19 protein-coding genes and 1 other RNA gene are annotated in these 14607 nt (G+C 54.0%); 6 read left to right on the plus strand and 14 right to left on the minus strand.

What is annotated here, in order from left to right; genetic code table 11:
* Nucleotides 1–19: 19 nt before the first annotated feature.
* The 4 genes from garL to rnpB all read left to right on the plus strand — a co-directional run bounded on the left by garL (nt 20) and on the right by rnpB (nt 3403).
* On the plus strand, nt 20–790 hold the full coding sequence (garL, locus tag O9K67_RS03120; protein WP_061493045.1) for a 2-dehydro-3-deoxyglucarate aldolase: 771 nt from the start codon (nt 20–22) through the stop codon (nt 788–790).
* Between the two features lie 33 nt (nt 791–823).
* On the plus strand, nt 824–1714 hold the full coding sequence (gene garR, locus O9K67_RS03125; RefSeq protein WP_061493046.1) for a 2-hydroxy-3-oxopropionate reductase: 891 nt from the start codon (nt 824–826) through the stop codon (nt 1712–1714).
* A 131-nt stretch (nt 1715–1845) separates the two neighbouring features.
* Nucleotides 1846–2991: a glycerate 2-kinase gene (garK, locus tag O9K67_RS03130; protein WP_061493047.1), complete on the plus strand. Its 1146-nt coding sequence runs from the start codon at nt 1846–1848 to the stop codon at nt 2989–2991.
* Nucleotides 2992–3023: 32 nt separating this feature from the next.
* Nucleotides 3024–3403: RNase P RNA component class A (gene rnpB / locus O9K67_RS03135), an RNA gene on the plus strand.
* Between the two features lie 321 nt (nt 3404–3724).
* On the opposite strand, the gene O9K67_RS03140 is transcribed toward rnpB, so the two are convergent.
* Nucleotides 3725–4117 carry a nuclear transport factor 2 family protein gene (locus O9K67_RS03140; protein WP_061493048.1) on the minus strand — a complete coding sequence of 131 codons (393 nt, stop codon included), beginning with the start codon at nt 4115–4117 and terminating at the stop codon, nt 3725–3727.
* A 94-nt stretch (nt 4118–4211) separates the two neighbouring features.
* On the opposite strand from O9K67_RS03140, the gene O9K67_RS03145 reads away from it, so the two are divergent.
* Nucleotides 4212–4943 (plus strand): helix-turn-helix transcriptional regulator, encoded by a 732-nt coding sequence (locus O9K67_RS03145; protein WP_061493049.1) that lies wholly within the window; start codon nt 4212–4214, stop codon nt 4941–4943.
* Nucleotides 4944–5019: 76 nt separating this feature from the next.
* Here the strand turns inward: O9K67_RS03145 and O9K67_RS24680 are convergent, their stop codons facing one another.
* Both O9K67_RS24680 and O9K67_RS03155 read right to left on the minus strand, forming a co-directional pair.
* The gene (locus O9K67_RS24680; RefSeq protein WP_167352673.1) at nt 5020–5175 is read right to left on the minus strand and encodes a hypothetical protein; all 156 of its coding nucleotides are present in this window, start codon (nt 5173–5175) and stop codon (nt 5020–5022) included.
* Between the two features lie 24 nt (nt 5176–5199).
* A complete protein-coding gene (locus O9K67_RS03155) occupies nt 5200–5901 on the minus strand; it encodes a pirin family protein (protein WP_061493050.1) in 702 nt (233 codons plus the stop codon).
* A gap of 105 nt (nt 5902–6006) precedes the next feature.
* On the opposite strand from O9K67_RS03155, the gene O9K67_RS03160 reads away from it, so the two are divergent.
* Nucleotides 6007–6903: a LysR family transcriptional regulator gene (locus tag O9K67_RS03160; RefSeq protein WP_061493051.1), complete on the plus strand. Its 897-nt coding sequence runs from the start codon at nt 6007–6009 to the stop codon at nt 6901–6903.
* A 33-nt stretch (nt 6904–6936) separates the two neighbouring features.
* On the opposite strand, the gene O9K67_RS03165 is transcribed toward O9K67_RS03160, so the two are convergent.
* The 11 genes from O9K67_RS03165 to O9K67_RS03215 all read right to left on the minus strand — a co-directional run bounded on the left by O9K67_RS03165 (nt 6937) and on the right by O9K67_RS03215 (nt 14194).
* Nucleotides 6937–7284 (minus strand): DUF805 domain-containing protein, encoded by a 348-nt coding sequence (locus O9K67_RS03165; protein ID WP_061493052.1) that lies wholly within the window; start codon nt 7282–7284, stop codon nt 6937–6939.
* 125 nt (nt 7285–7409) lie between these two features.
* Entirely contained in the window at nt 7410–8396 is a 987-nt protein-coding gene (locus O9K67_RS03170) for a glutathione S-transferase family protein (RefSeq protein ID WP_061493053.1), read from the minus strand.
* Between the two features lie 78 nt (nt 8397–8474).
* Entirely contained in the window at nt 8475–8867 is a 393-nt protein-coding gene (locus O9K67_RS03175; RefSeq protein WP_061493054.1) for a DoxX family protein, read from the minus strand.
* A gap of 201 nt (nt 8868–9068) precedes the next feature.
* Nucleotides 9069–9359 (minus strand): YqjK-like family protein, encoded by a 291-nt coding sequence (locus tag O9K67_RS03180; RefSeq protein ID WP_061493055.1) that lies wholly within the window; start codon nt 9357–9359, stop codon nt 9069–9071.
* Entirely contained in the window at nt 9356–9754 is a 399-nt protein-coding gene (locus O9K67_RS03185; protein WP_061493056.1) for a phage holin family protein, read from the minus strand. Before O9K67_RS03185 ends, O9K67_RS03180 begins: the two co-directional genes overlap by 4 nt.
* 1 nt (nt 9755) lies before the next feature.
* On the minus strand, nt 9756–10058 hold the full coding sequence (locus O9K67_RS03190) for a DUF883 family protein (RefSeq protein WP_061493057.1): 303 nt from the start codon (nt 10056–10058) through the stop codon (nt 9756–9758).
* A gap of 37 nt (nt 10059–10095) precedes the next feature.
* The gene (locus O9K67_RS03195; RefSeq protein WP_061493058.1) at nt 10096–10464 is read right to left on the minus strand and encodes a DUF1090 domain-containing protein; all 369 of its coding nucleotides are present in this window, start codon (nt 10462–10464) and stop codon (nt 10096–10098) included.
* Nucleotides 10465–10611: 147 nt separating this feature from the next.
* Nucleotides 10612–10998 (minus strand): EnvZ/OmpR regulon moderator MzrA, encoded by a 387-nt coding sequence (mzrA, locus tag O9K67_RS03200; protein WP_061493059.1) that lies wholly within the window; start codon nt 10996–10998, stop codon nt 10612–10614.
* Nucleotides 10999–11002: 4 nt separating this feature from the next.
* Entirely contained in the window at nt 11003–11665 is a 663-nt protein-coding gene (gene yqjA / locus O9K67_RS03205; protein WP_061493060.1) for a DedA family general envelope maintenance protein YqjA, read from the minus strand.
* A gap of 327 nt (nt 11666–11992) precedes the next feature.
* On the minus strand, nt 11993–12769 hold the full coding sequence (gene exuR, locus O9K67_RS03210) for a transcriptional regulator ExuR (protein ID WP_061493061.1): 777 nt from the start codon (nt 12767–12769) through the stop codon (nt 11993–11995).
* Nucleotides 12770–12892: 123 nt separating this feature from the next.
* Nucleotides 12893–14194 carry an MFS transporter gene (locus O9K67_RS03215; protein WP_061493062.1) on the minus strand — a complete coding sequence of 434 codons (1302 nt, stop codon included), beginning with the start codon at nt 14192–14194 and terminating at the stop codon, nt 12893–12895.
* Between the last annotated feature and the right edge of the window lie 413 nt (nt 14195–14607).

Here is a 14607-nt window from a genome sequence, read left to right on the forward strand (position 1 = left end):
ACTCATTAAGGTACAAAAGATGAATAACGATATCTTCCCAAACAAATTCAAAGCCGCGCTGGCGGCGCAACAGATTCAAATCGGTTGTTGGTCTGCGCTGGGTAGTCATATCAGCACTGAAGTTCTGGGCCTGGCAGGCTTTGACTGGCTGCTTCTGGACGGCGAACACGCCCCTAACGACGTGCTCACTTTTGTACCGCAATTAATGGCCTTAAAAGGCAGCGTCAGCGCACCGGTGGTGCGTGTGCCGACTAATGATCCGGTTGTGATTAAACGCCTGCTGGACATCGGTTTCTACAACTTCTTGATCCCGTTCGTGGAAACGGAAGAAGAAGCGATGAACGCTGTCGCCGCGACCCGTTATCCGCCGGAAGGTATCCGCGGGGTCTCTGTCTCTCATCGCGCCAATATGTTTGGCACCGTACCGGATTACTTCCGCCAGTCTAACGCCAATATTTCCATCCTGGTGCAGATTGAAAGCCAGGCGGGAGTGGATAACCTGGACGCCATTCTGTCTACCGACGGTGTAGACGGCGTGTTTGTGGGGCCGAGCGATCTGGCTGCGACCCTGGGCTATATCGGCAACGCTGCGCACCCGGAAGTTCAACGCACTATTCAGCACATTTTTGCCCGCGCCAAAGCGCACAACAAACCGAGCGGTATCCTGGCACCGGTTGAAGCGGACGCGCGTCGTTACCTGGAATGGGGGGCGACCGTGGTTGCTGTCGGTAGCGATTTGGGCGTGTTCCGTTCTGCTACGCAGAAACTGGCCGACACCTTTAAGAAATAACCAAACCACCATTAAAGAGAGAGAGACGCAATTATGACGATGAAAGTTGGTTTCATTGGCCTGGGCATCATGGGTAAACCAATGAGTAAAAACCTCATTAAAGCAGGTTACTCACTGGTGGTCGTGGACCGTAACCAGGACGCGGTTGCCGAAGTGATCGCCGCAGGCGCTGAAGCCGCCACCAGCGCGAAAGCCGTTGCTGAACAGTGTGATGTGATCATCACCATGCTGCCTAACTCCCCGCATGTAAAAGAAGTGGCGCTGGGCGAAGGGGGCATCATTGAAGGTGCGAAAGCCGGTACTGTGCTGATCGACATGAGCTCTATCGCTCCGCTGGCAAGCCGTGAAATTAGCGACGCGCTGAAAGCGAAAGGCATTGATATGCTGGACGCGCCGGTGAGCGGCGGCGAACCGAAAGCTATCGATGGCACCCTGTCAGTCATGGTGGGCGGCGATAAAGCGATTTTCGATAAATATTACGACCTGCTGAAAGCCATGGCTGGCTCTGTGGTGCACACCGGTGATATCGGTGCGGGCAATGTAACCAAACTGGCAAATCAGGTGATCGTGGCGTTGAACATTGCTGCCATGTCTGAAGCACTGACGTTGGCAACGAAAGCTGGTGTGAATCCGGATCTGGTATTCCAGGCAATTCGTGGCGGTCTGGCGGGCAGTACCGTGCTGGAAGCAAAAGCACCGATGGTGATGGATCGCAACTTCAAACCGGGTTTCCGTATCGATCTGCATATCAAAGATCTCTCCAACGCGTTGGATACGTCTCATGGTGTGGGCGCGCAACTGCCGCTGACGGCGGCCGTGATGGAAATGATGCAGGCATTGCGTGCAGATGGTCTGGGTAATGCTGATCACAGCGCGATTGCGTGCTACTACGAGAAACTGGCGAAAATCGAAGTCACTCGTTAACCAGAAGGGGCGCGTAACGGCGCCCTTGATCTCTTTTACATCAGCATCTTTCAGGTTGTTGACGGGCTTCGTATTGCCCGAGCCTGGGGGATGAAGTGCCTGGTTTGCGCGGCACTTTCAGGCTAACCATTATGAAAATCGTAATCGCCCCAGACTCTTATAAAGAAAGCCTGTCTGCCTCTGAGGTAGCGCAGGCGATAGAAAAAGGATTTCGGGAAATATTTCCCGATGCTCAGTACGTTTCAGTTCCGGTCGCGGATGGTGGTGAAGGTACGGTTGAAGCCATGATTGCCGCCACGCAAGGCACCGTTCACACTGCGAACGTGACTGGCCCACTGGGTGAAAGTGTTGAGGCCTGCTGGGGAATGTCTGGCGATGGCAAAACGGCTTTTATCGAAATGGCAGCTGCCAGCGGACTGGCGCTTGTCCCTCCTGAATTACGTAATCCTTTGATTACCACTTCGCGCGGCACCGGGGAACTTATTTTGCAGGCGCTGGAGCATGGGGCGACAAACATTATTATTGGCATCGGCGGTAGCGCCACGAACGATGGCGGCGCGGGTATGGTGCAGGCATTGGGTGCCAGACTGACTGACGCCAACGGCACCGAAATGGGTTACGGTGGCGGTAGTTTAATGAGCCTTAACACCATTGATATTTCCGGTCTGGATCCGCGGCTGAAAAACTGCATCCTGCGCGTTGCCTGTGATGTAACGAATCCCTTAACCGGTGAGAAAGGCGCATCGCGCATTTTTGGGCCGCAAAAAGGTGCGACTGAAGCGTTGATCGTCGAACTGGATCGCAACCTCGGTCATTTTGCTGATGTGATCAAAACATGTCTGCATGTGGATGTGAAGAATGTACCCGGTTCCGGTGCGGCAGGTGGCATGGGGGCCGCGCTGATGGCATTCCTCGGCGCGGAACTGCGCAGTGGTATTGAGATTGTCACCCAGGCGCTGAATCTCGAAGAACATATTCACGATTGCACGCTGGTAGTGACGGGCGAAGGGCGTATCGACAGTCAGAGCATCCACGGTAAAGTGCCGGTGGGTGTTGCGCACGTTGCCAAAAAATACCATAAGCCGGTTATCGGCATTGCCGGTAGCCTGACCAGCGATGTCGGCGTTGTGCATCAGTATGGGATTGATGCGGTGTTCAGCGTGTTGACCAGTATCAGCACGCTGGAGGAGGCGTTCCGCGGCGCGTTTGACAATATTTATCGCGCTTCACGTAACATTGCGGCCACCCTGCAGGTCGGAATGTTGACGGAAGGGTGACAGCCGCGCGCAAACCCTCTATACTGCGCGCCGAAGCTGACCAGACAGTCGCCGCTTCGTCGCAGTCCTCCTTCGGGGGAGACGGGCGAAGGGGAGGAAAGTCCGGGCTCCATAGGGCAGGGTGCCAGGTAACGCCTGGGAGGCGCAAGCCTACGACCAGTGCAACAGAGAGCAAACCGCCGATGGCCCGCGCAAGCGGGATCAGGTAAGGGTGAAAGGGTGCGGTAAGAGCGCACCGCGCGTCTGGCAACAGTTCGCGGCACGGTAAACTCCACCCGGAGCAAGGCCAAATAGGGGTTCACAAGGTACGGCCCGTACTGAACCCGGGTAGGCTGCTTGAGCCAGTGAGCGATTGCTGGCCTAGATGAATGACTGTCCACGACAGAACCCGGCTTATCGGTCAGTTTCAATTTTTCAGGTAAAAACCCGCTTCGGCGGGTTTTTGCTTTCTGCGGTGCTTCATACAGGGCGTGAATGACTGTCCACTCCACTTTCTACGAACGAACGCGGCTTACCGGCCAGTTTCAGTTTTTCAGGTAAAAACCCGCTTCGGCGGGTTTTTGCTTTCTGCGGTGCTTCGTTCAGGGCGTGAATGACGGTCCACTCCACTTTCTACGAACGAACGCGGCTTACCGGCCAGTTTCAGTTTTTCAGGTAAAAACCCGCTTCGGCGGGTTTTTGCTTTCTGCGGTGCTTCGTACAGGGCGTTATTGCGCGTAAGTAGCCAGCGTAGTCACCGAATGTGACCCAGCGAGCGATCGCCTTCCGGGCCCTGAATCAGGCGCGTCAACTCCTCACAGCGGATGATCATCCCGTCCTGTAGCGTAAAATGTGCCAGCACGTCGACATGTGACTGCCCGCCCGCTTTCTTACTCACCACGACCCGGTGGTGGGTTAGCACCTCCTGGTCGGCATGGGCGATGGCGATAATGGTCACCTCAATAGCGTGTGTCAGTTGCTTAAGCCTGGCCATATGATCCACAAAACCGTGGAAGTCCAGCGACTCACCGTCCACATACTGACGATACTGTGGTGAAAAGAATGCGCGGATTTTGGCTTCATCGTGTTCCGGGTTGCAGACGATAGCATGTAATGCCAGGGCAACGCGCTGAGAGACATCGGACATCGTTTGATCCTCATTGATTCGGGTAAGCAGAGGATATCGAAGCCGGTGAACGGTATATTAGCCGTAACAGGTCATTAAATACGGTAAATCAGCCATGTTAATTGTGCACAGTGAGCGACTGACGCATCAAAGCAAACATAAAACTGACTGGCACCAGCACGCGACCGGGCAGTTGTTCTGCATCCACCGTGGCATGATGATTGTACAGACAGCGCATGCGCAGTGGGCGCTGACTCCCGCAACCCTCGGCTGGTTTCCTGCGCATATGCGCCACAGCGCCTGGAGCGTTGGCGACATCGATGGGATCAGCATGCAGCTTGACGGCGTGGCTTTATCCGCGCAGGCGGGCATCTGGTTTGCCGATCCTTTTTTGATGCTGCTAATGGAAAGGCTGCGTCATCGTGTAACAAACCCGGCGGAACAGCAGCGACAGCGACACCTTCTGACAGTAATGGTTGACGAAATCGCACAGCTATCTCCTGCGCCGCTGAGACTGATACTGCCGGAAGACCGTCGCGCCCGGCAGGTAGCTGAATTGCTATTAATGCAGCCCGAGACTACGATCCGGCAAACGCAGTTGGCTTCTCGCTTTGGGCTTAGCGTTCGAACACTTAGCCGGTTGTTCAGTGAGCAAACCGGGCTCAGTTTTAGTCAGTGGCGGCAGCAGACGCGAATCCTGGCTTCACTGGAGTATTTACTGAGGGGAGAGTCTGTCAGCGAGACGGCGGCGCAATGTGGGTATGAGAATGTCAGCGCGTTTATCGCTGCATTCAAGCTGCGCTTTGGCACAACACCGGGGGCGTTTCGTTTGAATAACGGTGGCTGATACGGGCGGTAGCGACAAGGGAAAGCATAGAGACGTTCGGGCAAGGCGTAGCCCCGGCCAGCACCGGGGCGGACAGTCAGGCTGAGGCTTCTTCTTCCGCCAGCCGGATTTCGGCTTCGGCAACAATGGCTTCCAGTTCCGTCAACATCTCTTCAAACCCAAACCCACAGGTGGCATCGTGGGGGGAGGATTGCGCACTATCTGAGAGGGTACTTCTGCTGTTTTTGTTCATGGACTTACCTGCATAACGCAACTATCACACCGGTAAATCTATCAGTAATGCACGTAAAGGCGTATCGGCAACCAGCGTTATGTTAGCCTCGTCACGAATAAACGCACCGTCACCGCACGTCAGGGCTTCCCTGGCTTCGCAGTGCGTGACTGCATGCACTGTCCCGTGAATGGACTGCAAATACGCCCGTGGGCCATGTAACTGAATACTCAGTTCTTCGCCTTTTTCCATCTCGATATGGTGCAGCCAAACCTGCTGACGCAGTTGCAAACTCTCCTGGCTGCCATCCGGCGAGGCCAGCAACTGTTGCGGTCGCGCAGTAATCATGACTTTCTGCACCGGCGGGTTTTCCCGCTCCGGGCAGGCATCAAGCCATAACTGCATACGCGTTAACGACTTATCTTTGCTCAGGTTATGTTCGCTGTAGCTGATGCCAGGCTGGGTGGCAATCAGCAGCGCTTCGCCCGCTTTCGCCTGAACATGGTTGCCTTCACTGTCGCGATATTCGGCTTCACCTTCCAGAATCAGGTTCAGAATATCCACTTTCGGGTAGGTACGCGGCTGGAAAGACGCGCCCGGTGCGAGGACTTCCTGGTTTAATACACGCAGTGAGGCATAGCCCAGAAGTTTCGGGTCAAAGTAGTGTCCAAAAGAAAAAGTGTAGCGGGCCTGAAGCCAGCCGAAGTCAGCTTGTCCGCATTGTTTTGCTGTACGGGTAGTAATCATCGTTATTGACCTCTCTTTACTTAAAACAATGTTAAAGGTATGGACGCTTCATTGTTAGCCAGATATTCTGCCCGGTATGTTCAAATTTCCTGAATGAGAACAAAAATGGCGAAAGAAAGGGCACTTACGCTGGAAGCGCTGCGCGTAATGGATGCAATTGATCGGCGCGGGAGCTTCGCTGCGGCAGCGGATGAGTTAGGGCGCGTTCCCTCCGCGTTGAGCTACACCATGCAGAAACTGGAAGAAGAGCTGGATGTGGTGCTGTTTGATCGCTCCGGACACCGGACAAAATTCACCAACGTCGGGCGCATGCTGCTGGAACGCGGCCGTGTGTTGCTGGAAGCCGCAGACAAACTCACTACCGACGCTGAAGCGCTGGCGCGTGGTTGGGAAACACACCTGACGCTGGTGACGGAAGCGCTGGTGCCGACGGTTGAGCTGTTCCCGCTGGTGGATCGTTTAGCAGCGAAGGCCAACACCCAACTGTCGATCATCACTGAAGTGCTGGCTGGGGCATGGGAGCGGCTGGAGCAGGGGCGGGCGGATATCGTGGTCGCGCCGGATATGCACTTTCGATCGTCATCCGAAATCAATTCGCGCAAGCTGTACTCGGTGATGAATGTGTACGTTGCCGCGCCAGATCACCCTATTCACCACGAGCCAGAGCCGTTGTCGGAAGTGACGCGAGTGAAATACCGTGGCGTTGCGGTAGCGGACACCGCCCGTGAGCGTCCTGTACTGACGGTGCAGTTGCTGGATAAACAGCCAAGGCTGACGGTAAGCACCATTGAGGACAAACGTCAGGCGTTGCTGGCCGGGCTGGGTGTGGCGACCATGCCTTACCCGCTGGTGGAGCAGGATATCGCGGAAGGACGTTTGCGGGTGGTTAGCCCGGAATACACCAGCCAGGTGGACATTATTATGGCCTGGCGGCGCGACAGTATGGGCGAAGGTAAAGCCTGGTGCTTGCGCGAAATCCCAAAACTGTTTGCCGGTAAATAAGTGATCGTTTTGCCGGGTGCGCTGCGGTCACTTTCAGGCAAAGAGTTTGGGTTCCGGCCCGAAACGGTTCTCCTGGGGCGTCCCGTGCTGGCTGTAGAAAGCCAGCAGCGCCAGCCAGCCAATCACCGGAAAGAGCAGCAGCAATAACCAGCGCCAGCTACGGTCGGTATCGTGTAAACGGCGGACCTGAACAGCAAGCGACGGCACCAGTACCAACAGCTCATAAAGCAGACTCAATGTGTGCCAGCCGATGATCCTGTCTATAACATGCAGTACGCCAAAGAGAATGAGATTGACCAGCGTGAACATCCAGAACTCGCGGCGATGCGCGCGTCCGCGGAAAGTGGCGTAGTTTCTAAGCACTTTAAAATACCAGTCCATTCTCCACCTCGGTCAACGGTCAATTCGTTGTTTTCTAAGCGATCATAGTAAGAATAGACGGCAAAAAGAGAAACGGGTAAGCGCGGAAACAAATTTTCGGGCGCGTCGTGACGCGCCCTTAAGGATCAACGGAAACGACTGTCCCGGCCATGGGGTTCATCCAGGTTCTGCCATGGGCCGATAGAGATAATCCCGGTCGGGTTGATGGTTTTGTGGCTACGGAAGTAATGATGGCGGATATGATCAAAATTGACGGTTTCCGCTATACCCGGCATCTGATAGATATCGCGCAGGAAACCATGCAGGTTGAGATAATCGCTGATGCGGTGTTTGTCGCATTTAAAATGGGTAACGTACACCGGATCAAAGCGAACGAGTGTAGTCCACAGGCGAATATCTGCTTCTGTCAGTCGGTCGCCGGTCAGATAACGGTGCTGGCCAAGGATCTGTTCCAGTCGCTCCAGCGCGTTAAACACATTTACCACAGCGTCGTCATATGCTTGCTGGCTGGTAGCGAAGCCCGCTTTATAGACACCATTATTGACGTTATCGTAGATCCAACTGTTTAACTCGTCGATCTGGCTGCGTAATTCTGGCGGATAGTAATCGCCTGCTTTCGCGCCCAGTCCGTCAAAGGCGGTGTTAAACATGCGGATGATTTCCGCAGATTCATTGCTGACGATGGTGTGACGCTGCTTATCCCACAGCACCGGTACGGTGACGCGTCCGCTGTAGTGGGGGTCGGCATGCAGATAGAGCTGATAAAGGAATTCATGCTGGTACAGCATATCGCCGGTGGCGGCCGGGAAATCATCATCAAAGGTCCAACCATTTTCCAGCATCAACGGGTTAACCACGGAGACGGAAATAAACGGCTCGAGCCCTTTTAACTTGCGCAGGATCAGCGTGCGGTGTGCCCATGGACAGGCGAGAGAAACGTACAAGTGGTATCTCTCTTTCTCGGCGATAAAGCCACCTTCACCGGATGGCCCTGGCGCGCCGTCGGCAGTCAGCCAGTTGCGAAATGCGGAAACAGAGCGTTTGAATTTGCCGCCGGTGGATTGCGTGTCATACCAGGTGTCATGCCAGACGCCGTCAATCAGTTGTCCCATTTTGCTTCTCCTTCAGATAGCAAAAGCGAGGAGTAAACCCCTCGCTTTGCTGTATTGGTACTTTTCAGTATAGAGCGCTTACCATTTTTTATTCAGCACACGGTCAATGCTGATAGCACCCGGACCAGTGATGCCCAGCAGCAGGAAGCCGCCAGCGATGCTCAGGTTTTTCATAAACATCAGCGAGTTCACGCCTTCCGCAAAGTTGCTATGGAAGATAAATGCGGTCAGCAGCGTGAAACCGGCAGTAAACAGTGCTGTGGTGCGGGTCAGAAAACCGAACAGGATCGCCAGACCACCGCCGAACTCAAGCAGAATGGTCAGCGGCAGGAAGAACCCCGGAACGCCCATTGCTTCCATGTATTGCTGGGTACCTGCATAACCGGTGATTTTGCCCCAGCCAGCGGTAATAAACAGAATTGGCATCAGGATACGCGCAACCAGAAAACCAACATCTTCTAATTTTTTCATCTTTCTCTCCAGGGAACCACAATAGCGGCTGTAAGTAAATAGTGTGCAATTACCGGCAGATGCCGCGTGCTTGCTGTCGATGGAGAGGATATTAATCGCGACGGTGGCGGATTGTTAGCAAGGAAAACTGTCGAAATTTTTCAAAAAAACTGAGTAAGAGAAGTGAGAGGCAGGCGATGTGTCCCATCGCCTGTCAGGGGGTTATCGTGGCGCGTTAAGCGTTGCTTTAACCAGTCGCCACAAACTCCAGGCGCTCAGCCCGCGTTTGGCCCAGCGCACCAGCCTGTTGGGGTGACGAACAGACCAGATAGCCATTGCACCACTACCCACAAGCGCCCAGGAACGCAGGCTTAACAGCACGTTCCAGCCACGATCGTAGGCACCGGTGGCTTCCAGCCAGTCGCGCCGTCCGGCGGTGAGATCCAGGCGTTGTTGCTGGATCTCACTGAGCAAGCGTGCTTTGCGCTTCAGGCGTTCCGCTTTGTTGCTCACGGTTTTTCATCCTCCAGCAAGGCGCGGTCATTCACCAGCTCCTGCCGGGTATGGCGCAGTAGCGTTGACGCCCGCGCTTTGCGCAGTGTCCAGATGCCGCCAATGAGCGCCAGCACCAGCAACACCACGGTGGTTGCAATCATCGCATTCAGACGATATTGCGGATCGATGGCCCAGATTATCAGCACCATCAGGCTCATCAGGCCAAATGCGGCAAACAGCATGGTCAGCCCCAGCATCAGCAGCAACTGGAATAAATTGGCTTTCTCTTCTTCCAGCTCGACGACCGCCAGCCGCAGACGGGTCTCAACCATTTCAACAAGGATGGTCAGAATACGCTGACCAATCCCCAGCACGCTTTTGCCTGGCCCCTGCGCGTTTCGTGGCTCTGTCATATCAGCGACGCGTCAACAGGACGCCCAACACCACGCCAATGGCGGCGCCGATACCTACGCTGGCCCACGGATTTTCGCGTACGTATTCATCGGTACGGGCGGCCGCTTCACGGGTTTGGCGGGCGAGCGCATCGCCGGTTTCGCCAAGGCGATGGCGGCTATCGCGCAGCGCCTGTTCAGCTTTACTGCGTAACTTACTCAGCTCTTCTTTCGATTTTTCCCCGGAATTGCTCAGGACTTCTTCGAGGGTATCCGCCAGGGATTTCAACTCAGCGCGCAGATGATCAGCATTATCTTTCGACATAATTCTCTCCAGGTGAGTGAGTGGTAACTTCCTTCATTCAGTAGTCACGCGCTTCCAGAGCTTTCAGTTGTTCCTGCGCCTCTTTCAGCTTGTGTTCACGTTTGCTTATTTTGTCCGCATCGCCTTTTTGCTTCGCCTCGCTCAGTTCCCGGCGACGCTCCGCAATCTCTTCTTTCTGTTCAGCGATTTTTTTCTGATGGGCAGCGCGTAGCTTGCTGTCAGAACAGCTTGCGCGCACTTCGCGCAGCGCTTTGTTCAGACCGTCAATCCGGCTCTGATTGTTATGCTTTTCGGCATAGCTGATTTCTCGCTGGATCGCCTGCTCCTTCTCCTGACAAGGCGTCGCGGCCTGAGAAACTGCACTCAGAGAAAGAAGGGCCAGAGCCAGTGCGATGCGGTAATTCATAGTCGAAACCTTCCATTGTTAGCCGGCGAAACGGTCGTTACGCCAGCATCCAGTGACAAAAAGTGAACCCTGGTTCCGTCTACTCAAGCATAGTTAAGTTAACGGATAACACCAAAGTGAGTGAAAAGATTCAGAATCCTGGAAGGATCAACCGAACCGATGCGTGCTGTTGCGCAGGCGGGTGAGCCAGGCGGAGGTCTGGCCGGCGTCATCGTCCTGTGCGGCGATGATGTATCCGTGGGGCAAGGTACGATCCAGTACGGCTTTTGCCGCGGCGCTTTGCGCGCTGGAATCAAACTTGATCAGTATGGTGTCGTTATCAGGGGTAATGCTTTTAAAGCGAATGCCATTCGCGTCAAGATGATGCCAGATGGAGAAGCCATCGGGTACGCTAATGTTTTGCGCTGCCGGGCGAATCGCCAGCGTGGACTCGCGATCCTGCAATGCTGTCCAGGCGAAAAACATCGCGCTGAACAGCGCCAGCGCGCAGATGCTCATGACCAGCCAGCACAGAAACGGACGTTGCAATTCCATGCTTTTAACTCCGGTTGCCATATTTTTTCTTCCACAGAACCACCAGTGAGCCAATCAGGCCAATCACCAGAAGGGCTACCGGAAGCAACATCAGGCAGGACATCAGTGCGTCTTCGTATTTGCGAAACACCGGCGTCTTGCCCAGCAGGTAACCCAGCGTGGTCAGGATCAGCACCCACAACAGACCGCTCATCCAGTTAAAAAACTGAAAGCGGGCATTACTCAGACCAGAAAGTCCGGCAATAGTTGGTAACAGCGTACGAACAAATGCGATAAAACGACCAATCAACAGCGCGGAAAGCCCATGTTTATGAAACAGATGGTGCGCCCGTTGATGATAATGCGCAGGCAAATGCGACAGCCAGTTTTGCACAAGGCGCGTATTGCCTAGCCATCGCCCCTGGATGTAACTGAGCCAGCAACCGAGACTTGCCGCCGCGGTCAACAAAAGGATGGTTTGCGGGTAACCCAGCGCACCTTTGGCAATCAACACGCCAATCAATACCAGCAGACTGTCACCCGGAAGAAACGCCGCCGGAAGCAGGCCATTTTCCAGAAATAAAATGACAAATAAAACAAAATAAAGCATGCCGATCATGCCTGGGTTCGACAATGTTTCGAAATCCTGGCTCCAGAGGGCATGAAGTAATTGGCTTAATAGTTCCATTCAGTGTTCCTGGTACATCGGTTTACGTCACGCCCGGAACAGCACGGCGATGCGTTCTAATACATTATGGTCGCTCGTGACACGCCCGGTGCGGCATATTCCCGAAAAAGACTCTGGGAGCAAGCACTAACTCACATGATGGCGAAATGCATCCAATTGTAACAAAGGCTGACGTTATACGTCAGTCAGAAAAAAACGTTTCGGTGATGATTTTGCTTGTCGGGAGAGGGGGAGGCGAGGCTATTTACAAACGCTGACACTCTATACTTTTTACTTACCCAAAACAGATGACAGGCGCAGCGTAACTCTGCGCCCGGAAAGCTATTTTTACTTGGTGCCGGTAGCGGCAGTATCGAGATGCACCACCGGGTTTTCCGCAAACAGATAACGGTCGGCGTTAAACTCGAAATCGTCGCTGGTTTCGTTAAATAGCATCTGTTTGGTATTTTCCAGATGTTGCCACATCGCCAGTTTTGCCGCGTGTGGATCTTTACGGATTAACGCCCGCAGGATCTGGTCATGGTCATCGCACCAGTTATCCACTGTACGTAAGTCAATGTGATCGTGCAGTTTTTTCCAGTACGGGTTGTGTACGCGTTGGGTCCACATTTTTTCGACAATCGCTGCCAGCGCGGTGTTTTGCGTCGCCAGCGCAACCTGTACGTGGAATTGCAAATCCCATTCTGAATCGCGGAAGCACTTCTCTTTACGCGCGTTATCCTGAATTTCCATCAGCTTCATGATGTCCTGTTTCGTCACCTGAGTGGCGGCGAATTCGGCGATATTGCTTTCAATCAGCTGGCGAGCTTGCAACAGTTCAAACGGACCGTAATTGGCGAATTCAAGATTTTCATCCGGCGCTTGCGTATGCCGCGGCTGGTTAGAGATGACATGGATGCCGGAGCCTTTACGTACTTCGACATACCCTTCCACTTCCAGCATGATGATGGCTTCACGAACGACGGTCCGGCTCACGTTTTTCTCATCAGCGATGAAGCGTTCGGCAGGCAGTTTGTCCCCGACAAGGTACACGCCTTGCTCAATACGGCTTTTAAGCTCCGCGGCTAGCTGCTGGTACAAACGTCGTGACTCGGAGATTTCCATATGAGCTCCAGGGAAAGAAGGGCAATAGTAGATTTGTTATACCACTTTTACCTGATTCTCACCACAATCTATAACGAAAAAGCCGCCCTGCAAGGCGGCTTTTGTCAACATTAATGCGGTGCATCAACTTTGTGTTGCGGTACTACCCACCGAATGACTTTTCGCAAATTCTTCCGCCGTTTGGTTTTTCAGCACGGTCCAGATGACAATCGCACCCAGCACGTCGAACAGGGCCAGTACGGCGAACAGCGGGCTGAAGCCGATGGTGTCAGCCAGTGCGCCGACCACCAGCGCAAACAGCGTACTTGCGGTCCAGGCGGCCATACCGGTCAGGCCGTTTGCGGTGGCCACTTCGTTACGACCAAATACGTCGGAAGAGAGGGTAATCAACGCGCCGGACAGAGACTGGTGAGCAAAACCGCCGATGCACAGCAGACCAATTGCAACATACGGGCTGGTGAACAGGCCGATCATGCCTGGGCCAATCATCAGTACCGCACCCATGGTGACAACCATTTTACGGGAGACGATCAGGTTAACACCGAAAAGGCGCTGGAACAGCGGCGGCAGGTAACCACCCACGATGCAGCCAAGGTCAGCAAACAGCATTGGCATCCAGGCGAACATCGCAATTTCTTTCAGGTTAAAGCCGTAAACTTTGAACATGAACAGCGGGATCCAGGCGTTAAACGTACCCCATGCCGGTTCTGCCAGGAAACGCGGCAGCGCGATACCCCAAAACTGACGAGTGCGCAGGATCTGCCATGGCGACATTTTCTTGCCATTGTTGGTCTGGTGTTGTGCTTCCTGACCACCAATGATGTAGTCACGTTCTTCTTCGCTTAATTTTTTCTGATCGCGCGGGTGCTTATAAAGGAGCAACCACGCCATTGCCCATGCAAAGCTCAGCACACCAGAAATGATGAACGCCATTTCCCAGCTGTGCATCACGATAGCCCACACCACCAACGGCGGAGCAATCATCGCACCGATAGAAGAACCAACGTTAAAATAGCCAACGGCGATAGAACGCTCTTTTGCCGGGAACCATTCAGACGCCGCTTTCAGGCCTGCGGGGATCATCGCCGCTTCAGCCGCGCCGACCGCACCACGCGCCAGCGCCAGACCGCCCCAGCTACCCGCCAGCGCAGTCGCGCCGCAGAAGATAGCCCAGGTTACAGCGAAGAAGGCGTAGCCAATCTTGGTGCCAAGGATATCCAGAACATAGCCTGCAACAGGCTGCATAACGGTATAAGCCGCGGAATAAGCCGCAATGATATAGGAGTATTGCTGAGTGCTGATGTGCAGCTCTTCCATCAACGTTGGAGCCGCTGCCGCTACGGTGTTACGTGTCAGGTAGCCCAGCACGGTGCCGACCGTCACCAGTGCTATCATGTACCAACGTAATCCTTTGATTTTACGCATGTAAACCTCATCGTTATGTTATTACCGCTTGCGCGGTCATCCTGCGATCGCCCTCGAAGGATGAAACGGGAGGACGTAACCGGGAACCAGTCCCGGTACGGCCCAAACCTTGCCATAAGTAAGCGTGTTCAAGTCGGTATCCGTACCCAAAAAATCCGATCAATGTGTTGTCGGGAATGCATTCCGTCGGCTTATGTGTTCGACGGCAGAAAGATAACTTGTCATACAACTTGAAAAGGTGAGTGATATCACAAAAGTGTTTTTCTTTGTGTGGTCTTTAACTTTGGCGCGAGAAGCCAGATGCAGCGCGGTCTGGCGCGCTATTTACAGGAACAAACGGTAATTTTTTGTCTGCTTTTATTGATCCAACTCACGAAAATATCTTCGGGCTATAGAAATTGGTGTGATAACTT

The organism is Kosakonia oryzendophytica (assembly GCF_027886705.1).
Lineage (GTDB): Bacteria > Pseudomonadota > Gammaproteobacteria > Enterobacterales > Enterobacteriaceae > Kosakonia > Kosakonia oryzendophytica.